This window comes from Candidatus Poribacteria bacterium (assembly GCA_021295755.1).
Taxonomy (GTDB): Bacteria; Poribacteria; WGA-4E; order WGA-4E; family PCPOR2b; genus PCPOR2b.
This window is the reverse complement of record JAGWBT010000051.1, coordinates 23886-44962: the sequence shown is the minus strand read 5'-3', so window position 1 is coordinate 44962 and position 21077 is coordinate 23886. Positions and strand designations below refer to the sequence as shown.

General features: G+C 49.7%; 16 protein-coding genes, 1 tRNA gene and 1 pseudogene. 8 read left to right on the top strand and 10 right to left on the bottom strand.

Features of this window, described 5'->3' with window-relative positions:
- From J4G02_09405 to J4G02_09395, 3 genes are all read left to right on the top strand, one after another.
- Positions 1–167 (top strand): MlrC C-terminal domain-containing protein (locus J4G02_09405; GenBank protein MCE2394787.1); only part of this gene is annotated, 167 nt, incomplete at its 5' end.
- Between the two features lie 62 nt (positions 168–229).
- Positions 230–1510 (top strand): 5'-methylthioadenosine/adenosylhomocysteine nucleosidase, encoded by a 1281-nt coding sequence (locus tag J4G02_09400; GenBank protein ID MCE2394786.1) that lies wholly within the window; start codon positions 230–232, stop codon positions 1508–1510.
- An 85-nt stretch (positions 1511–1595) separates the two neighbouring features.
- Positions 1596–2048 carry a carbon monoxide dehydrogenase subunit G gene (locus J4G02_09395; GenBank protein ID MCE2394785.1) on the top strand — a complete coding sequence of 151 codons (453 nt, stop codon included), beginning with the start codon at positions 1596–1598 and terminating at the stop codon, positions 2046–2048.
- Here the strand turns inward: J4G02_09395 and J4G02_09390 are convergent.
- The 3 genes from J4G02_09390 to J4G02_09380 all read right to left on the bottom strand — a co-directional run bounded on the left by J4G02_09390 (position 2045) and on the right by J4G02_09380 (position 7429).
- A complete protein-coding gene (locus tag J4G02_09390) occupies positions 2045–3436 on the bottom strand; it encodes a hypothetical protein (GenBank protein MCE2394784.1) in 1392 nt (463 codons plus the stop codon). The two genes, J4G02_09395 and J4G02_09390, sit on opposite strands and share 4 nt — an antisense overlap.
- A 204-nt stretch (positions 3437–3640) precedes the next feature.
- Complete coding sequence (locus J4G02_09385; GenBank protein MCE2394783.1) at positions 3641–4477, bottom strand: M23 family metallopeptidase; 837 nt, start codon at positions 4475–4477, stop codon at positions 3641–3643.
- Between the two features lie 546 nt (positions 4478–5023).
- Entirely contained in the window at positions 5024–7429 is a 2406-nt protein-coding gene (locus J4G02_09380; GenBank protein ID MCE2394782.1) for an ATP-dependent RNA helicase, read from the bottom strand.
- Between the two features lie 188 nt (positions 7430–7617).
- On the opposite strand from J4G02_09380, the gene J4G02_09375 reads away from it, so the two are divergent.
- On the top strand, positions 7618–8157 hold the full coding sequence (locus J4G02_09375) for an NUDIX hydrolase (GenBank protein MCE2394781.1): 540 nt from the start codon (positions 7618–7620) through the stop codon (positions 8155–8157).
- Between the two features lie 68 nt (positions 8158–8225).
- Complete coding sequence (locus J4G02_09370; protein ID MCE2394780.1) at positions 8226–9590, top strand: aspartate aminotransferase family protein; 1365 nt, start codon at positions 8226–8228, stop codon at positions 9588–9590.
- 107 nt (positions 9591–9697) lie between these two features.
- Here J4G02_09370 and J4G02_09365 read toward each other — a convergent pair whose 3' ends face one another.
- On the bottom strand, positions 9698–11674 hold the full coding sequence (locus tag J4G02_09365) for a peptidyl-prolyl cis-trans isomerase (GenBank protein MCE2394779.1): 1977 nt from the start codon (positions 11672–11674) through the stop codon (positions 9698–9700).
- A 60-nt stretch (positions 11675–11734) separates the two neighbouring features.
- On the opposite strand from J4G02_09365, the pseudogene J4G02_09360 reads away from it, so the two are divergent.
- Positions 11735–11950: pseudogene (locus J4G02_09360) on the top strand (transposase).
- A gap of 399 nt (positions 11951–12349) precedes the next feature.
- On the opposite strand, the gene J4G02_09355 reads toward J4G02_09360, so the two are convergent.
- The 4 genes from J4G02_09355 to menC form a co-directional block, all read right to left on the bottom strand.
- Positions 12350–13897: a von Willebrand factor type A domain-containing protein gene (locus J4G02_09355; GenBank protein ID MCE2394778.1), complete on the bottom strand. Its 1548-nt coding sequence runs from the start codon at positions 13895–13897 to the stop codon at positions 12350–12352.
- Positions 13898–14210: 313 nt separating this feature from the next.
- Positions 14211–14293, bottom strand: a tRNA-Leu gene (locus J4G02_09350).
- A gap of 40 nt (positions 14294–14333) precedes the next feature.
- Positions 14334–14909 (bottom strand): CPBP family intramembrane metalloprotease, encoded by a 576-nt coding sequence (locus J4G02_09345; protein MCE2394777.1) that lies wholly within the window; start codon positions 14907–14909, stop codon positions 14334–14336.
- A 49-nt stretch (positions 14910–14958) separates the two neighbouring features.
- Entirely contained in the window at positions 14959–16068 is a 1110-nt protein-coding gene (gene menC, locus J4G02_09340) for an o-succinylbenzoate synthase (GenBank protein MCE2394776.1), read from the bottom strand.
- A gap of 286 nt (positions 16069–16354) precedes the next feature.
- Here menC and J4G02_09335 point away from each other — a divergent pair, with 286 nt between their 5' ends.
- Both J4G02_09335 and J4G02_09330 read left to right on the top strand, forming a co-directional pair.
- The gene (locus tag J4G02_09335; protein ID MCE2394775.1) at positions 16355–17650 is read left to right on the top strand and encodes a mandelate racemase/muconate lactonizing enzyme family protein; all 1296 of its coding nucleotides are present in this window, start codon (positions 16355–16357) and stop codon (positions 17648–17650) included.
- Positions 17647–18291, top strand: a complete 645-nt coding sequence (locus tag J4G02_09330; GenBank protein ID MCE2394774.1) for an alpha/beta hydrolase — start codon at positions 17647–17649, stop codon at positions 18289–18291. The genes J4G02_09335 and J4G02_09330 overlap by 4 nt, the downstream gene beginning before the upstream one ends.
- Before the next feature lie 30 nt (positions 18292–18321).
- Here the strand turns inward: J4G02_09330 and J4G02_09325 are convergent, their stop codons facing one another.
- On the bottom strand, positions 18322–19143 hold the full coding sequence (locus tag J4G02_09325; protein MCE2394773.1) for an aldo/keto reductase: 822 nt from the start codon (positions 19141–19143) through the stop codon (positions 18322–18324).
- An 81-nt stretch (positions 19144–19224) separates the two neighbouring features.
- Complete coding sequence (locus J4G02_09320) at positions 19225–20886, bottom strand: ThuA domain-containing protein (protein MCE2394772.1); 1662 nt, start codon at positions 20884–20886, stop codon at positions 19225–19227.
- Positions 20887–21077 lie beyond the last annotated feature (191 nt).

The following is a 21077-nucleotide window of genomic DNA, read 5'->3' as shown; positions in this document are numbered from 1 at the left end:
TTGCGCTCAAATCAGCCGTTCATTTCCGTGCAGACTACACGCCAATCGCTCATGAGATTTTGGAGGTAGATACCCCCGGCGTCCATAGCCCGGATCTCTTCTCCTACGATTATCAGAAGGTACGCCGCCCTATTTATCCACTAGATGTAGACGCTGATTTTCGATAAACGTGATCTGTAAAAACTCCTCCTTTTACAATAGACCTCCTTCAAACTCTGGAGATATCACCATGAGAACAGTTCCACACATTGCACGCATCGGGAGTGCAGTTCTCCTTCTGCTCGTTTTGGCAGTTGGTGCAGCACATACCTCACCCGTTGCACTACTCGGCGCATTTGATGAAGAAGTCGAAATCCTTGAGGGACAGCTTGTAAATCCAGGAACCCTCAATGAGCAAAACGTAGTTATCGCAAGGACAGGGGTTGGCAAAGTCAATGCAGCAATGACAGCCACATTGGTCATTGAGCATTTTCGCCCGAATCGAGTCATCTTCACAGGGGTTGCTGGCGGACTCAATCCAGACTTGCAGATCGGAGATATTGTCATCGCGCAAACGACAGCACAACATGATCTGGGCAGATTGGAGTCAGCCGAAATCGAAAACATGGGGACCAAGAATCCTATCAATGGAAAACGAAATCCGGTCTTCTTTCCCGCTGATCCCGGACTCCTACAGATAGCAGCAACCGTTCTGGCGGACATTAAACTCAGCCCATTGCAAACTCCTCAAGGTCAACGACACCCACGAATCATCACGGGAACAGTTGTAACTGGCGATGTGTTTGTGGCTTCTGATGCTAAAAAGACAGACTTACACAAAAATCTTGGCGCAGATGCGGTAGAGATGGAAGGTGCAGCGGTTGCCCAAATCTGCTGGCAACACAATGTCCCTTGCTTGGTCATACGCAGCCTTAGCGATAATGCCGGTGCAAACGCTTCGGAAGATTTTAAGAAATACTACAAAATCGCTGCGCGCAATTCCGCAGCACTCGTCACTCGTATTATCAGCCAACTTCATTCCGAGCAATCGATGCAGCCAAACACGACAATGAATCGCGAACAAACGCAGGACTCCCCTGTATCGCCAAAGCAAAGTGCGCTGACCCCCAATGAGCAGCAATTCCAAGAGACGCTTTCAGGCGTTACGCTCGTTGGCCACTTCACAATCACAGGAGGAGAAGATTCGGACACCCTAAGAGAAGAAAAATATACCATCACAAAAATCACCAAGCTGAGCGACGACTACTGGCTCTTTTTTGCACGCGTTCAGTACGGTGGGCGAGACGTAACCGTGCCCTTGAAGCTTGAGGTCAAATGGGCAGACGACACCCCCATCATCACATTGACAGATCTGGAACTGCCAGGCTTGGGAACCTACACTGCAAGGGTGATAATCTACCGCGGGCAATATGCCGGCACATGGAGCGGTGGCAAATACGGTGGACATTTGTTCGGAGCAATAACCAAGAATACGCCCGAATCAGATGATATTGACTCCCAACAGGACTAGTAACAAATACAGATCTATTATGGTAGGGCGTGTGTGCTACTTGAGTGCTATTCGACTTAACCTAACAGTATGAGGAACTTCGACAGTGCAAATTAAAGGTGATTACACAATTTCCGCCCCGCGTGAAAGGGTCTGGGAATATTTCACGACTCCTGAACTTTTGCAGCAATGTATCCCCGGCTGCGAAGAGTTGAAACCGCTTGGCGACGATAGCTTTGAGGCAACAATCAAAGTAGGTGTTGCGATGATCAAGGGGGTATATCAAGGCTCAGTTAAGATAGAAAACAAAGAACCCCCTTCAGCTTATCGCTTAGGTGTTCAGGGTGAAAGCAAGATTGGATTTGTCAACGGGGCGTGTGATTTCACGCTAGAAGCAGCCGGGGAGAATCAAACATCGGTCAATTTGGTTGGAGAATTAACGGTTGGTGGAAGACTTGCCCGTGTGGGGCAAAGGATCATGGGTAGCGCGTCTAAGATGATGATCAGTAAATTCTTCAGCGAAGTTGAGCAGTTGGCAAAATCTGAAGCGGGCACTTAAGGGATTTGATGGATGTATATGTCAGCATCTTTGCCTCGGTAATCACTCCAAACGATAAAGGCACCGCCCCTGCCGTTGGGGATTGCACGTGGTGCAATCTGGTCCCCATCAGCCGTACATACAGCCACCCCGTTGAATGTCCAGATAGATTTGCCGCTCCCATCAATCCGTTGGGCATAGTTCCCGTAATCCTCGCGAAAATCTTTCCAGTAGATAATTGCGCCTTGTGAGCCATCAGAAACAAGGTGAGGCTCGCGTTGTACACCTGCTGCCACACAGATGGGAATCCCGTTATCCTCCCACATCGGGACACCGTCCGTGCCGATTCGCTGTGCATAAATATCCGCGAAAATATCACGGTCATCCCACCAAGTAACAATTAGTCCACCCTTACCATCGCTGATTCCCTCGGGCTGCTGCTGATTTGACGGGTCATTACAGAAATTGATGCCATCCTCTCGCCAGAGTGTCTTTCCATTTGCATCAATCCGTTGGGCGTAAAGGTCGGCACTACTGAAAATATTCGGATCGTTGCGGTAATCTGACCAGACAACAAACGCTCCCCCCAAACCATCGGCAACAACAAACGGACCTCCCTGATTGCCGGGGGCTATACATACCGGAACCCCACCATCTTCCCAAACCTGTTCGCCCGTGGCTCCCAGCCGTTGTGCAAAGACATTCCAATCCGGCGTACTGATATCCCACCATGCGATGATTGCACCTCCGGCGGTGTCGGTCGTCAAAAACGGATCGTACTGATCGCCCTCACCTTTATAGACAGGTACACCGTTGAGTTCCCAGACAGGTTTTCCATCGCCATCAATCCGTTGGGCATAGATGTCTAAATTGCCGTGCCGGGAATCTTCCCATACGACAATCGCCCCACCTCGACCGTCGGAAATGGCTTTGACATCCTCTTTCAGGAAGGGTACAACGCTGATGGGAACTCCATCTTCACCCCAGAGCAACTTGCCGTTGGCGTCAACCCGCTGGGCGTAGATATCCCGGTTGCGATGGCGAGAATCCCCAAAAACAAGGATGGCACCTTCTCCTGCGTCGGGAACAAGAAGGGGCCAACTTTGGGCATTGGACTGTACGCAGATCGGAATACCATCGTTCTCCCACAGCATCTCACCACTTGCGCTGATCCGTTGCGCGAACACATCCCGATTTCCGTTTCTCACATCACGCCACGCAACAATGATCCCACCGTGGTTATCAGAAATCATGTCGGGAAAATGCTGATCTTCTGCTGCGGTGCAGATTGGTAGATTTTGACTAGTATCCTTTATCCATTCGGCAGGAAGATACTGAAGCGAAACAAACATGAGGAGACAAGAGAAAATGAGAAGACAGCATCCCTGTCGACTCTTCCATTTTTCCATCCCTTCCTCCTATTTGACGAATAATTTGCGTATAATTTGGAGGTCATCAACTGTCATAGATACGGGGAATCAGTATCGAAGTGTAGGTAGGTGGGAGCAAAGGGCGCAGAAACAAGTTTTCCTGATTCGCAAATTCGGCAATTTGCGAATCAGGAAAATCCCTCACTTTGTCATCGTGGTTGGATATTTAGTGATAGTATACGCTTAGTGCGAAGAATGATCAAGAATATAGTTTGTCGGATTCTGCCATTTGTCATCAGCATAAACCCCATAGTGTAAATGGGTGCCGGTGCTTCTACCACTATTTCCTACATAACCGATCACCTCACGACGTTTGATCTCTGTTCCAACTTGGAGACCATCAGCGTAGTTTTTCAAGTGCCCGTATAAGGTCCTCATCTGTGAGTCCGTATGTGCAATCTGAATCATATTACCCAGAGATGGATCTTTTCCGATCTTCTCTATAATGCCATCAGCGGTAGCAATCACAGGTGTGCCCGTAGATGCTGCGATATCCAATCCGTTATGAAATTGGGGTCTTCCTGTCAACGGGTGCGAGCGCCGTCCAAACCCGGAGGAAAACCAATAAGATGGAGTATCGTCCCCCATTGGCGCCAAAATTGGCAAGATCCAAGGCCTCGCAAGTTCCGTTTTCTGGTTGTTTTTTACGTGCTCATAGATTGGTGTAAATTCCCTTTTTATTTCTACAATCCGATTAATTAGGGAACTGTCTGTGGAATCAGCAGTGATTGATGTTGAAACAGGTCGTGCTTCAATGATCGAACTTATTGATTCATCATTGTTCACCGCTTGAGTGCTAGCATCACCACCGCCCTGTCCGAGGATACCTTGCTCTGAGTCAATACCTAAAACACGACGTACCATCCTTGCCATTTTACGGACACCTTGGAGCTCTTTGTCGATTTCCTGAAGCTCTTTCTGGTACTGCTTAATTGCATTTTCAAGTTCCTCTCTACTCGCAACTTCACCTTGTAACTCAGCCTTGTAACGGAGGCCGTATTTTACCCCCGAAGTAGCCATACTGATTATCCAAAAAAACAAAAGACATATAATCAGACCTAGGCATAATGCAAACCAGCGCTTAATGGATAATTGCCGCACTGAATCTTGATTGGATGACATAAATAGAATAGTATATGTGTTTTTCAATGAATTCCCCTCTATATTGTACAAGATTCACATTATAATTGAATTATTGTGTATGAGTGGTGGTAGTATAGCACAGATATCAAAGTAAGGCAAGCATATTATTTTGTGTTTTTGTGTCTTTTTTCGATAAAAAAAATCCGATTCCATTGCCCCGTTTTGGCACCTACGACCTCATGACTTCACGGCTTGGTAATATCTCAATCAGATTCGGGGAAACCAAGTTAGAGGTGATAGCTCAAGTTATACTATAAATCCCCTTATATCAGGGTTAAGAGATATAGATTTACCAACTACGATAGGAAACTATTACTTAGCAATCATGCTAACGAACTCATTACAAAAATCGTTTCATAATTCTCATTTTACTACAAAACACTGATAATTGGAATCGTTTTTCCTTCGCTTTCAATCCAATTTTTAAGAACGTAGCGTCCGGAGTTGTCCACGAATATCTACCTGCACCTTCCAATCTTCCCAACGGGGTAGCATCCACGGACTGAGTTGTGGCTGCCGGACGCCTCCCGCCCACTTCAGCGTGATTCGCTGTTCTTGGGGTTCATATTGAACTCGAAATTTCGCTCCATTCATTGAGAATGTTTGTGGATAACTTTCACTGATTTTCGCGAACGTCCCTTCGTCAATTAGCGTGAACACAAAATCATCTGGAGATAACAGCAGCCAATCCTGCGCGGCTTCAACACCCAAGTCAGTGAGGCGTGAGACCAACCACGCATGAGGTTCCACTCCGGCAGCGTCCCCTTTCATTGCGAGATGGAGATTGTAGGCGTTGATACGCTCTATCAAACATTTTCCTACCTCCGGAAATAAACGTCCTGAAAGGAGAAAAGTGGCAATAGCCTCTCTGAGAAGTGCGCCGGTCAGTGGTTGACGCTCCCTGCCAATCTCTCGGCCGGCGTATACAAAACGCACCTGTCCGATAATTTCATCTGCTACTAAGGTTGGTGCCTCCAAATGAGAAGTTCCTAACCCTGCCTCCTGCAGGTCTGCAAAAGTGCAAGGGAGAGCGGTACGCCCCAAGAGTTGAACACGTGTGTCCTTCGCAAGTCCTTCCTTTTCGAGGACGAGCGCGGCGTGGACTTTTGGGCGAATGAGTGAACTGGAATCTAGGAGCACTTCATCTCGACCATTCCCCCACGCGTCCCCTTTGCGCCGTCGAACATAGGCATAGTCCGGTGATTCCCGCAATAGGTAACGTATGAGTCCAAGTCGATCCGGTTGAATAGGTTCCCGATCCGCATCTAAGGAGGGTGCACCAAAAAGCGATCGAAGTTGGGAGGCAATTCGACGGCACTCCGCGATAGCTGCGCTGTGGAGATGGTGCCGTTTTGGGTTACCGTGCCGTAAAGTCAAAATCAGGGCTGTGGCATCACAATGATTACGCATCAAATCTTTGCGCCGTGCCTCGGAGATAGCATCGATTTCTTCGGGTGAAAGCCGATCCAATTTCCGCCACAACCGCGCAGGACGTTCTAGCGCCGCAATCAGGTCAATGAGATCTCGACGGACAGAAGCAGGTGCCTTGACCAGTAACCGCGCATAGGGGACATCAACAGGAAACACAGATAGCTCTCGCCCAAAATCGGTCAGTGTTCTCTCCTGAGTGAGGATACCCCATTCCGCCAGTTGTTTTTGAGCACGTTCAACAGCAAAAGCCGGCGGTGCGTCGAGAAAGTCCAAGTCCTGCGGACGAAATCCGGTTGCGGCAACCGCGAGCACAAATTGAGCGAGGTCTTCTCGTACGATTTCGGGAGGCGTCTCTCTTTCAAGTTGCCCCCGTTCTTCCCACAGCCGGTAGCACACACCCGGTATGACCCTTCCTGCCCGTCCGCGTCGCTGTTCAGCAGAAGCCTGCGAGATAGGACACAGCGCTAGAACAATTCGCTGCGCCTGATGGAGGCGCTGGCGCACCAATCCTGTGTCTACAACCGCTGTTACGCCCGGCAATGTGATGGAGGTTTCAGCGACATTCGTTGACAGAATCACACGGCGGCGCGTCGTCTCCTCAAAAACCTTGTCCTGCCCCGCTGTCGGCAGATCGCCGTGTAATGGCAAGATCTCGACGTTTCTGAGGCGACGCAGCTCGTCAAGACATACGGAAATCTCCCCTTTGCCAGGCAGGAAAACCAGTATGTTTCCATCCGTCTCTTTCAACGCTTGACGTACTCCCCGTACCACCCGATCCTCCAACCGCCACGCCGTTGGAACGGTGACATCACCGAGGTAACGCACATCAACTGGGTAGGCTTTCCCCTCGGCATACAACGATTGTCCGCCGAGAGAGCGAGCAAACTTCTCGGCATCTATCGTCGCAGACATCAGGATGAGGCGGGTGTCCGGGTGTTTTTTTCGGCAAATCGCTAGAAAGAGATCTGATTCTAGTCCACGCTCATGAAACTCGTCGAGTATGATTGTCCCATATCTATCAAGTTCTCCCTCCACTGCATAGCGCAGGGCAACACCCGGTGTGACAAATCGGATTTCTGTTGTTTCAGAGCCTACATCCTCAAACCTCACCGTGTAACCCACTGAAGTTCCTAATGGTTCTCCCCGGAGCTTTGATAGCCAGCGAGCGAGTGAACGGCAGGCAACTCGCCGCGGCTCCATGACTAAGGTTGGGCGGCCTGACAATTCTGCACACCAGAGGGGGACCATTGTAGATTTCCCGCTACCGGTAGGCGCTGTAATGATGAGCGGTTGCGTTGCAAAGGCGTTTTGGAACGCCGGACGCAATGACGCAATCGGCAGTGCTGTGTCGTCTAATAGTCTTGTATGTTGTGTATTATCTGACTCGCAGTCCAGCAATTTATCAACTCGTTCCTTTTTTTAACACAGGGTTATTGTCGTACAATTGAAGTTTGCCTCTCAAGAACGCACGATTCCCACAATCAGGAATTGACATCTCTGCCTATTTGTTGTATCATTAGCCTATTGCCACTAGGTTTCATATTTCATCTTTTTATTCGATAGATTGCTCGGAGTATCCCTGAACTGTGACCGCCTCCACAACAAATACTTCCCATACGACCAACCAAACGAAATCAGGACTGAAATTCTGCCCGAAATGCGCAAGTGCCCTTGAAGAGCGAATCCTTGAAGGAAAGGTTCGTCAGGCATGCACGACGTGCGATTTCGTTTTCTATCGCGATCCAAAGCCTGTCGCTGGAGTTCTCGCATTCAAGGACGAAAAACTGTTGCTGATACAACGAGGAAATGAGCCAAAACTGGGGCTATGGAGTTTCCCAACCGGGTATGTCGATATCGGCGACACACCAGCGGAGACAGCCGTCCGAGAAGCGAAAGAAGAAGCGGATGTTGATGTTGAACTGGATAGGCTTCTTGGGGTTTACTCCAACGATAGCCGGACGGTTGTCCTCATTATCTATCTTGGTCGAATCATTGCAGGAACTCCGGCGGGGCGTGCAGAAGCGTTAGATGCGCGTCTCTTTGCCCTCAATGCGTTGCCCAAATTGGCATTCGACCACGACTCCCGTATTTTAAATGACTTTCTTCCCCCAAAGACAGATTCATAAAAAAACAGAACTCCCTATCAAAGGAGTATCGGGACTTTTACCTTCCACTGCGCACAAGGAGAACAACGATGTCAACCAATACAATCCTAGAGAAGTATCGAAAAACCTTTTCAAAAAATAGAGACTTCGCCCAACAAGCAGACCATATTTTTCCCGATGGTGTGACGCACGATAACCGGCATACTGAACCATTTCCAATCTATATCAATAGCGCACAGGGATCAAAAAAGTGGACTGTTGACGAGATCGAATTGATTGATTATTGGTCAGGACACGGAGCGTTGCTACTCGGTCATAGCCCGCCTGAGATTGTTGAAGCTGTCACGCAGCAGATGCCGCACGGAACGCACTATGGCGCTTGTCATGCACTTGAGGTAGAATGGGGTAGCCTCGTAAAGGAGTTGATTCCTTCAGCGGAACGGATACGATTCGTCAATTCCGGTACGGAAGCGACCTTAATGGCAATTCGGCTATCACGGATGTATACAGGAAAAAACAAATTCCTGAAATTTACGGGACATTTTCACGGGTGGCACGATTCCGTTATTTTAGGCGTGAATCCACCGTTTGAGACGCCTGTACCAGGTATTCCAGACAGTATCGTTGACACAACGGTTATCTGCCCGCCTAACGATATTGACGCAGTTGAAAAACATCTGAAATCCGATCCAGACATCGCTTGTGTTATCTTGGAACCAACAGGCGGTGCATTCGGCACCGTCCCGACAAACGGCGAGTTTCTCCACCAATTACGACAGATCACGCAAGATTACGGTGTTATTTTAATCTTTGACGAAGTGATTTCCGGTTTCCGTGTTTCTCCGGGCGGCGCACAGGGGCATTATAATATCACGCCTGACCTTACGACACTCGCCAAAATCTTGGCAGGTGGTCTTCCCGGCGGAGCGGTAGTTGGAAAAGAGGAGCTAGTGAACCTTATCTCGATCAAAGCTGCAAAATCGAATGCAAACGGGCAAAGGATGCCACACCCTGGAACCTTTAACGCCAATCCGCTGTCCGCCGCCGCTGGAATTGCGATGCTGAAGCAAGTCAAGACAGGTATTCCACATGAAAAGGTCAACCGTAGTGCGAAAATGTTGCGGGAAGGAATCGTTGATGTCATTGATCAACACAAACTCGATTGGGCGGTCTACGGCGAGTTTTCCGGGGTTAAGTTCCTCATCGGCCATGGCGTTGATGGCGTTCGCGCCGCAGATTTTGATCCCTATAATTGGGAACCCCACCAATTGAAAGGCGGCAGCAACGCGAAACTCACAATGAACCTGCGTTGTGGAATGTTGCTAAACGGAATCGACATCGCCGGCAATGGTGGGATGACGACGGCAGCACATAGCGACGAAGATATACAGCAGACAATTGCGGCATTTGATCAGACAATTGGATGGATGAAAGCAGACGGACTTTTGGACTAAAGCAGTAAGTAATCTAAAGCTGTAGACGAGGAGGTCAACCTCCAAATCTGCCTGTTCCGCACTATCTTCTCAAGCTGCCTTGACTCTAGGGTGACTCCTCCCCTCTTTCAACTTCTCCCGGCACGTTTATCCACAATCTGAGCACTCTTCTTCAAGGTGGCTAACCAATTTCTGTAAATCTCAGTTTGTTTCCCTTGAAGCAACGCTCGCCGAATCTTGGCACGCTCTGCTGAATCATTCTCGAACTTTTCCATATCTGGTTCTTCGCGCTCGACCAACTGGATAATATAGGCGGCACCGCCGCCTTGGAGCGCATTTGCCACCTCGTTTAGCTCCATTTCAAAAGCAGCAAACATGGCATCACGGCATGTTCCTAGCCCTGAAATGTACCCACTATTCGGTGAGAGGTCAAACAGTTTACTCTCCTCAACTTCCCGTTCTTTTTTGGTAATCTCTTCGGGTGCCTCATACTTTTTCACCAAATCTTCCAGCGATTCATCAGATACACGGAGTGATACCAGTCTCTGAGCGTCTTCTAGGGCGAGCTGCTTTGCCTTCTCCCCTTTGAGATCATCAATTACCTGCGCCTTGACTGTTTCAAATTCGGGGACTGTAGCACGTTTCTTTTCAAGGACCTTCACCACAAAATAGGCGTTAATTTCCCCATTTTGTTTCCTGTTTGTACTGATTGAACTGATATTTACCTCCATGTCGAAGACCTGATCAATTACATCTTGATACGTCCAGTTCCCTCCAATTTTAGGGATGGTATTATCAGTCGCTGCAAAGAATCCCGTGTCCTGAACAGTAAGCGATAGATCTTTATATCGGTCCAGTTGGATTGCTTCCTGATAATCAAGAATCTCCACATCAAACAGGAGATTTTCTGCGACTGCCTTCGCCTGTTCTGCGCCTATAATTTGAATCAGCTTATCACTGATTTTGCTTCTCGCCTCAGCAAAAGGCTTAATTTCTTCCGGTCGCTTTTCTTCGAGCTTGATGATGTGATAGCCAAATCTGGATTCGACGAGATCACTGACCTCACCGGGGGCTAACTCGTCAAATGCTGCCTTCTCAAACGGTTGTACCATGTCGCCGCGTGCAAAATAGTCTCCCCGCGGTAGGTCTGGATTTCTTCCACGCAATGCGCCGCCCTGTGGAGCCGACCCGGTATCCTCAGAATGTTTCTTTGCAAGTTCAGCAAAATCCTCGCCCTCGGCAATCGCAGCTTTGACCGTTTCAAGCAGTTTCTCCGCTTCCGTCTTAACCTCTGCCTTTTGCTCGTCGGTTGCATTATCTGGAAACTTTTTCAAGATATGGCGCGCTTTTACCACTTCCGGTGTCTTAAACTCCTGCTGATTCTCATTATAATAGGCTTGCAGGTCCTCGCCCGAAATGAAGTTTTGTGGATCAAGTTTGATGAATCTTAGATTGACTTCCTCCCCCTTTTCATACCTGTCCTTGTGCGTTTCAAAATAGGTTTGTGCCTCGGCATCATCGACTTTAGCAGCGCCATTGTATGCGAAGTGCTGGAATTCAATGTACTTGAGTTTGGCTTTTGTGTTCTCGCGGCGATATTCATTTTCCACTTCTGCATCCGTGACCAGCTCCAGACCTTGAATCTGATTCAGCAGAACCTGATTAATCAGGAGAGAACGAACATATTCACGAAAATCATTTGCATTGCCACTCTGCTGAATTGCATTATAGTTAGATAGTAGGTTGTCATCGTTACGGATATATTGTTCGACCTCTGCATTACTAATCTGGACGCTGCCAAGCAGGACCTGACGACTAATGAGTAAATCAAGAACCTGTTGTTCAATCTCCTCACGTTCAATTTGAGAACGGTTTTGGCTCTGTTGCTGTTGCCGGGCCATTTCGCCGGAAACAAGGTTTTCAAATTCGCGTTGTTGTATTTTGACACCATTGATCTCAAAAGCGACTGGGTTGTCTCTACCCCCGCCCAACGCACCGCCTCCACCGACAATGTCAAAGAGCAGAAACGAACCAATAATAAAAACAATACCAACAACGATCAAGAAAATCTGTGCGATAAATTTCTCCCGAAGAAAAACAATCATGAAAATCTCTCCTGTTTGTATGTATCTAGGTTCTGTTGACATTTGCGGGATAATAGTAATATGTCAACACTCACCTTATCCGACACGCAATGGTCAAAAATAGTAGCACTCCTTAAAACCTGTCCTGACATCTACACTGGACAGCAAACTCACTTAAAACGCTTTATCCGAACGGTGTTTTGGATAACTCATAGTGGCAGTCAATGGCGACTGTTGCCCAAACAATATGGCAATTGGAACAGCGTCGATAAACGATTCGCTCGGTGGTGCGATAAATTGGTTGTCCGCTATATTGGGTTTTTGAGTTTCTTGGCTGCAATTATCTGGCTACGATGAAATGCCAGCAGAACCCAATAATATATAGGGTATCATCCCGATGGCATAAATTGAAATAGAAATTTTCTAAAAAACTCAGCAACCGAGTTTCCAGAGGTAGTAGGTTTCTTCGGATGATTTCCTAATCTGCTCGTTCCTGCTCTACTTCTACCAAACGTCCTCGCCCAAAACTATACCCGGTGGGTTTGCCCGAAGGTGCCAAAGTGCACCTGAATAAAGAAACAGTAGATGAAGTCGCGTTTTCGCCGGCTGGCAAAACGCTTGCCAGTGGGAGCGGAGAGAGGCAATTCTACCGTGGCAGCTCCCACCCTCCACGGCAGAATCACCCCAGTGAACCTGTCACAAACCATTCTTTTCGGTTCCGCTCTGTCTACTTTCCATTCTGCGCTTCAACGCCGCTTGGCTTACTAGACGCATCAGCTCATCGCTTCGCTCGCTTTGGATTTGAGGTAAGACGCCTTCGATGACCTGATGTACAGCCTCCAAACTACCCTCTTGCGCCCAGAAACTGTCCCGCAAGATTTCGGCAAATTCCGCAATGGCAGCAGCTAACTGAAACTCAGGGGACGCATCTTCAAACGCATCTGCAAGCGCTGCAGCGGAGATATCCTCGCTGATTTCCGTGACCTGATGGGTGTCCGGATCCTCGTGCCGTATAAAGACGGTTGCCAGTTGCCCCGCCGCCCCTTCATGGAGTTTAATCTCGTAGAGCGCTGTTACGCTGTGTCCTGAACCGATCTCCCCGCCATCGGCATCGTCGTCGCGAAAATCTCCATGTGCGAGACGACGGTTCTCATAGCCGAGCAGACGAAAACGGCTGACGACCCGGGGGTTGAAATCGACCTGAACCTTGGCGTCTCTGGCGATGACCTGCAGCGTACCTGTCAGGTTCTCTACAAAGACCCGCTTTGCCTCGTAGAGGGTATCGACATAAGCGTAGCTGCCATTTCCCTTGTTGGCGAGTTGTTCCATGAGGATATCGTTGAAATTGTCCATACCGAAACCCACTGTCGTTAGCGTTATCCCTTCCTCGACGTGCGCACGAATCTCTCTGAGAATCGCATCGGGCCCCGTTTGTCCGACATTGGCAACGCCATCCGAACAGAGAATGACGCGGTTGATGCTACCAAACCTTGCATTCTTTAGGGCAAGATCATATCCCATGCGAAGCCCCTCTTCGGCATTCGTCGCGCCCTCCGGTGCGAGGGAATTGATTACCGCCAAGATTTCCTCACGTCCCCCAACCCCTGTGTGTGGCAGTAAAACCTTTGCACGAGAGCCGTAAACAACGATACCCACCTTGTCGCCGGGCCGGAGTTCCTCAGCAAGAAGCGTCAACGCTCGCTTCACCAATCCCAACCGATTGCCCATTGACATTGAGCCGGAGACATCAATTACGAAAGTCAATACTGCGTCCTTCCGATTCTCGGTTGGGATGACCCGCCCTTGGATGCCGATTCGCAACAATTGAAGTCGTTTGCCTTCACCAAACCTAGAGCGCGCCCCCTCAATACGGACGGCAAATGCCCCATGCGACGGAGGCATATAATTGTAGTTGAATGCATTGACAAACTCCTCGACGCGCACGGCTTCCGGTGGGGGCAGGAGGCCATCTCGGAGGTATCGTCGCGTGATGGCATAGGAGGCGGTATCCACATCCATGCCAAACGTCGAAAAATGGTCATCCTCCGTATCAATAAACGGATTGGTGCCATAATTCTTAAAGAATGCATCGTCAAAAGCTGCACCGTTTGGAGGGTTCAACTTCGGAAATAAAGAGTAGGATATACCACTAGTACTAGAGCAGCCCGTGTAGATGAAAAGTGTAAGTCCGCAGAGCATGAGAACGCCCATCAGTTTGTAGAGGGTTCTGAATTTCGCTTTCATCTGAAAAAGTCTCCTTCTCGTTTGACATAAGATACCTGAGCGTAAGAGCTAACCCACTATATTAACCCAAGTTGCTAGACAGTCTGTAGGTCAAGTTTTCAGAATCGACACATATCAGACATAATCAAATGGACGACACACCCGTCCCCCGCTGGGGCTTGGGTCAATAGGTGGACCGATGTTCTATAGACCTATCACCCCGCTGGGGCTTTGTAGTTCCGGTTTCACAATATGTTTGTTAAATCTGAAAAGAAAAAGGGGTGGGAATGGCTATAGCACCATCCCTACCCCTTCCTCCTCTCCAAATTCGTAATGCCCCCGACTGGACTCGAACCAGCATGCCCGTTAAGGCACAGGCCCTCAACCTGCTGTGTATACCAATTCCACCACAGGGGCGATTAAGCGACCTAATTATACCTATCAGGAAAGAGAGTTGTCAAGCGAAATTTCTGTCGCGAATCATCGCTTGGAAAACACGGTAGCCCACGAGATCGTGGAGCCCATGTGCAATCATCGGGATTAGTAAAGATCCTGTAGCAACCATCAGGAGGCCGAACCAGATTCCCTCCAACATCGCCCAAAACCAAAACAACGAAAACTCCCGTCGCAACCAATGGCAAGCGGCAAATAAGAGCGCCGTAATCATAATTCCAAGCACACCGTGGTCTATAGCCAGTAACAGAGTCCCCCGAAAGAGCGGTTCTTCGGCAAGGGCTGCCATCAACCCACCGGTGACGTATTCGGGCCAGCGCATCCTACCCAACACCACGCGACCATGTCGATGAAATGCTTCCAGATATGTCTGTCCCAGCGTTCGCTTAAAGATTTCATGCAGCACACCGTCGGATACTAACGACAAGATTCCAGCCACCAAACCAATTCCTATTTGAGTCCTCAGTGACCACGCGCTCGCCGTCAGATGCGTGAAAGCACCGAATTGCCAGCTGAGCAGCCCACCCACACCCGTTGCTAGCAGTGCAATTTGCCACCGATGTTTTAGGTAAAAGAACATGAGTACGTGCCATCAATATCTCAGGCAAAATGTCTAATCGTATCGGATATCATTGACTTACAAACGCTATTACCCCGGCAAAAACGTTTGGCTGATCCAAGACCGGCTGATACCCCGTTCCAGCCGACTGCGACGGTGTAAATGTGCAGTCATCGTTCAAAACCAACTCCGTTTCCGTCAAATCTTGGCGATAGAAGAAGCTGCTGGGAAATAGATCACCGGGATAGGTAAAATTGTCTAAAGTTGCGAGTTCGACCAAGACACCGGCACCGATGCCGCTCTCTAACATACTACCCACCCAGCACGGGATGCCGGCATCACGCGCCATGTTGTGCAGTCTGACCGCGACAGAAAGCCCGCCGACACGTCCCGTTTTGAGGTTGAGAATCTGACAAGATTTCAGTTTCAACGCCCATTCAAAGGTGTGCACCGATACAATTGACTCGTCCAGACAGACCGGTGTCTCAATTTGCCGCTGTAACTCCGCATGTTCCAATAGGTCGGTGTGATACAGTGGTTGTTCAATCATTGCCAACCCTAGCTCATCAACTCGCTTGAAGAAATCGAGGTCGTCCAGCGTATATCCTGAGTTGCAATCGATGTGGAATGTTTGATGCGGAAAAGCTGCGCGGACCGCCCGCAACATCTCAAGATCCCAATCCGGTCGCACCTTGAGTTTGACCCGCTTGAAACCGTCATCAACCGCACCCTGAATCTTCTCCAACAACATATCAATAGAATCCTGCACACCAAAGTCCGCACCAGCATCTACCTTCCTAAAGCTGCCACCCAGCAACTGGTGCAGCGGCACGCCTTCCATATTTGCTTTGAGTACCCACCAAGCAACCTCTGGACCTGCTTTGGCAAACGGGTTCCCCTTGATCCACTTGTATGCAGTGAGCAACTCCTCAGCTGTATCAAACGATTTCCCAACCAATAGCGGCGCAATAAACTCGGTTATCGTGTGGTATGCCGACATTGTGGATTCGGGCGAGTAGGCGGGTGCCTTTAGCGGTGTGGTCTCGCCCCAGCCTTCATACCCCTCCGATTCCATTCGGACAAGGACCGAATCGACAGCGTAATCCTCGCCATAAGCAGTACGCCACGGGTAAATCAGGGGCAGACTGACATAGTAAACGTCAATGCGATCTATCTGCATGGGTAATTCCTCTCTATCGGGTAAGTATATTTTGTTGTTGACGCCGATCTGAAAATGTCTATAATAGCAGCAAGCCTCAAAGCCAACTGTTTAGGATCAGTCCTAGAGTAAGAATTGCAAAACTCATCAGAATTGGGGCATATTAAAAACTCACTCTCATTTTACCACATCAGAGGAAATCGAGGGAATAAAGAAATAGAGGTAGGAGTTCCATCAAACACATGAAAAATTTTAACACAGAGAACGGTCTCAACATTTTTACGCACTTACTCGAAAGGATAATTAGATGAAAGTTGTAGATGTAGAACGTATAATCGTTGATGTGCCATTCACCCCACGACAGCAAAAGATTACAGCGCGGGAAGTATATAACTGGGCGGTTCTAGAGCTGTGTAAGGTAACTACAGATACCGGACATGTGGGTTGGGGCGAAACTGTAATTCACTACACTTGGGCGCGGGTGACGGAGGAGGCTGTCGAAAAGGTAAAGGGACAGAGCCCCGCAAAATTGATGAACGATGATTCTCTCGGAGCGGGCTTACAGATGGCATTATTCGACGTGGTTGGCAAGGTATTGGAGGTGCCGGCTTACGAGTTGATGGGGACACAGGTGCGCGATTGGGTGCCCATCTCTTGGTGGTGTATCGATGCCTCCCCTGAAGATTGGGCTGCTGAGGCTGCGGACGCTGTGGCAAAGGGTTACACCAGCATCAAACTCAAGCCCCGCCCGTGGTGGGATATCGTTGCACAGGTCGATGCCATCGCTCAAGCTGTGCCTCCGCACTTTAAGTTGGATCTTGACGCTAACGGTACTTGGCAAAATGCAGCCGCTGCGATTCCGATTATCAAGAAGTTGGAAAAGTACACCAATGTGGCGATGTTTGAAACACCTATCCCGCAGGACGATGTGCTTGGGAATATGCAGATCCGTCAGGCAATTAATCGACCGATTGCAATGCACTTCGGATCACCGCCCTATATTACGAATATCCGCGAAGGGGTCTGTGATGGATACGTTATCTGTACCGGGAAGTCTGGCGTCATGCAACAAGGGATTTTAAGTGCTGAGGCGCAGATGCCTTTCTGGCTGCAGTTGGTGGGCAATGGACTGACCACGACTTGGGCTGCCCATCTGGGATCAGTTTTAACCCACGCCACTTGGCCCGCGATCACCTGCATAAACCTCTATAGCCACCAGTTATTGAAAAAGGAGATCGAGGTTGTCGGTGGGTATCACAGGGTGCCCGATGGACCCGGGTTAGGCGTTGAGGTTGACGAAGAAGCAGTTGAGAAGTATCGGGTGCCCGAAGATACACTTAAAGAACTGAAGCAAAAGGGTGAAATCTACGATCGCCCGAAACCACGTATCATCAACACCATCGTATATCCAGATGGCAGCTGCATTCACATGGGTTACAGCAGTCAGGGATACGGCTACTTCAATGCGGGACACGGGCCCGCGTATGTAGAAGGCGTGCGTTTAGAAGCACAGCCGGACGATGGATCCGAAGCGTGGCGGGATCTGTTTGAATGGGCGCAGCAGCATCCGGTACGAGGTCGCTGGGAGGAGGCATCAAAATGAGCTATGAAGTTATTGAATCCAAGTTTGTCGCAACCGAGCGTCCTGATAATGCACAATGGCTGCTGGTGCTAGGGCATGGTGCGAGCACAAATATGCGGCACGTAACCCTTCAGACCATTGCGGAACGATTAGCGGACGTTGGCATCGCTACATTCCGGTACAACTTCCCTTATTCAGAACGGGGCGGCGGTCGAAATTCAAACGCTGTTTGTCAGGAGACCGTCCGTTCGGCGGTCGCAGCGGCGCACACAGTGGCAAGCGATCTATCGATTCTCGTTGGTGGGCACTCCTTCAGCGGACGAATGTCATCAATGGCTGCGGCGGAGGCACCCTTAGAGGGGGTGCGGGGCTTGGTATTTTTTGCCTTTCCCTTGCATCCGTCTGGGAAGCCTTCCACGGAACGCGCAGCGCACCTGAACGATGTCACGATACCGATGCTCTTCCTGTCTGGCACACGCGACAAATTAGGGGAACTTGACCTACTGCAACCCACCTGCGATCAGATCGACAAAGCGACGCTGCATCTTTTGGATACCGCTGACCACGGATTTAAGATCCTCAAACGCTCTCGCAACACCGATGAAGATGTATTCGTGGAGATGGCGCGGGTTATCAACGAATGGGTATCGGGGTTGGAATAAACGTAAGCAAGGAACAGAGATCTCCGTTCCCTACCTGCCGTGAACTGCTCGCAAATCCAACCGCTGGTCAACATCGTCCGAAACTGCGTTAGTCCACTCCACATCGTCGAGACTTTGCAGGCTCATCAGCGCAACGTCAACGAATGAATTGGAGAGGACATAATTCAGCAGAAAGCTGTCCAGATCAACCCCTTCCATCTGTGTCGGAAAACACCGCTGCATCAGATTTTGGAAGGCGTTACTCGTCGTCGAGCGCATCAACACAACCCCCATATCTTGGGCAACCGCCTCCGGGATCGTCCCACGATTGCCAAAGATATCACAGGTGCTCTGGTACATAAGGTTGTAGTGAACTTGGATCATCTCGAATTCACCGGACGCAATCATCCGCTCGACGCCCCCTGAGGGACCATCTGCAGAGAAACCAATGAAACGGATTTTCCCTTGATCTCGCAATTTCTGGTAGGTTTCCAATCCGCCCTGTTCTAAGATCTGGACTGCATCGTTTCCCTGATGCCAGCCGCCGTGAAACTGCAAGACATCGATCACGTCTGTTTGCAGCCGCGTCAGGCTTCCTTCCACATCAGCGAGGATGCCCCGTGGGTCGAAGGCTTCCGTTTTGGTTGCGAGAATAAGCCCATCCTTGCGCCCCTGAATCGCTTTCCCTATAACGGTTTCACTGAGACCATCCCCATAGGTCGGCGCTGTGTCGATGTAATTGAGCCCCAGGTCGAAAGCGTGGTGGAGCATATGGATGAGGGTTTGTTCGTCTTGATCGGCGTGCACACGTCCACCCCCGTATCCGATCTCCGAAACGCGTAGCTGGGTGCGACCTAATGTTCGATATTGCATGGTAGAACCCCTATTAGGACTCAGAGGTGTTCCTATTACGAACAATTGCACCTCTGGAATTTTTAGGCTGAAGCAGATAGGCTAATAATCAAACTCGATTTCCACCAGCCGGTTCTCACGCGCAGCGGTCTCGCATCCCTCGATACACTGGATAGTTCCCTTCGCCCACTCCGCTGTAATCAGTAAGGGCTGCCCGGAGAGCAGATGGTCTGAGACGTTCTTGTAATATGTCTGCCAGCCTCGATTCGTCACCGCTGGATAATCGGAAACCATTTTGCGCCCGTCCTCCATGATGGAGGTCACGGTTGTTTCGCCTTGGAAATTCCCCACTACAATAGAGCCGTGTGTACCGAGTACAGTCCATAGCGGTTTCTCAGCCGCGTGTAGATTCGACTGGATAAGTTGTGCTTCCAAGCCGCTGTCAAATCGCACATACGCCCGGCAGAAATCTTCAACCGAACTAGCTTGCCAATGCCGCTTGAGGAAATTGCCGTACAACGTCGCACGTTTATTGATGCGGTTTCCATTTCGGTCGTGTTGGGGGACTAATTGCAAAATCTTCTCGAACTGGTGCGCACCCATATCGTATAACAACCCACCCGAAATTTCCTTATGGTCTCGCCACATCTGTCCGGGTGCACCGTACCCGACCATGTTACACTCAATCGAATACACCTCTCCAATTATGCCCGATTCAAGGGCATCGCAGAGCGTGAGGATATCTGGATCCCAGTGTCGGTTGTGATAAACCGAGAGCATAACACCTTTTTCGCGTGCGAGGGCAATCAGTTCGTCCGCTTCGGAGACATGGACGACAAACGGCTTTTCGGTAATAGTGTGCAGCCCCGCCTCTAACATGATCTTCGCAACCGGCGCGTGATAGACATGCGGCACAATCACAATAGCCAGATCAATTTGACCGCTCTCTGCCATCTCCTTTGCATCGGTGAACGTAGTAATTCCCTCACCTTGTTCCTCTTTCGCAGCGCGGAGGCGTTCAGGATCTCTGTCGCATACCGCCGCTAACTCAAATCCATGAGTTTGCGCAATCATACCGGCGTGATGGCTGCCCATATTAAACAAGGGACCGTAGCCCACTAAGCCGATGCGGATCGACGGGTTATCCCTCAGATTGGTCACATAGCGGAGCCCCTTGACCAATTGGTCCTGAAAGTCCGTATTGCCGAAGGCGCGGTTGTCGTGTCCAAGCGCGGTGTAAAATACCTTTCCCTCACCGTAGTCGCGCACATAGCCGAGCGGATATTTTTCGAGCCGCCACGCACCGTATTGGAAATAACGCAACGGCGCGTCCGTGCGAACCTTCATCTGATAACACTCATCTACGATCCGGAACTGCTTGTTGAGACGCGGCAGAATATCGTCAATCTCATCTTCTACTGTTACCTCAAAAGGTGCTAACGGGTCGTGTTCGATGAACTCCGTGCCGATGAGTTCAATGTAGTCATCATACTGCCCAAGTCCGGCGTTGGCACCGTGCACCGCAAGCAATCCCCCGCCACCTCTGACATATCCTGTCAGCCCACGCTCAACCTCAGGAGTAATTTCTCCACCACCGATGTATAGCGCGACTGCATCGAACGCGGAGGGATCCGTCAATCGGTTGCGGTCATCGCTAACCTCCACTTCAAACTGCCCAGCATCTTCAACCAACGGCTTGAACATCTCCGTAAAATCGCTAAATGGGGGATGCGGACCGTTAATGATCAATAAGACTTTCTTCATTTGCCCTCCAAAAAAAATACGACTGCCAAGATAATCGAATTGCCTCGAAAATCCTGTTAATACACCCAAGCGTCCTCTGTGAGTTCTCCCGAATAGATGATCCGGGCATCCCCTTCCAGATAGACATTTTCCGGCTCGCCGTTAACGAGGTCAAAATGGATGGTCAGCACCGAACCGCTAGCGGTCTTCAC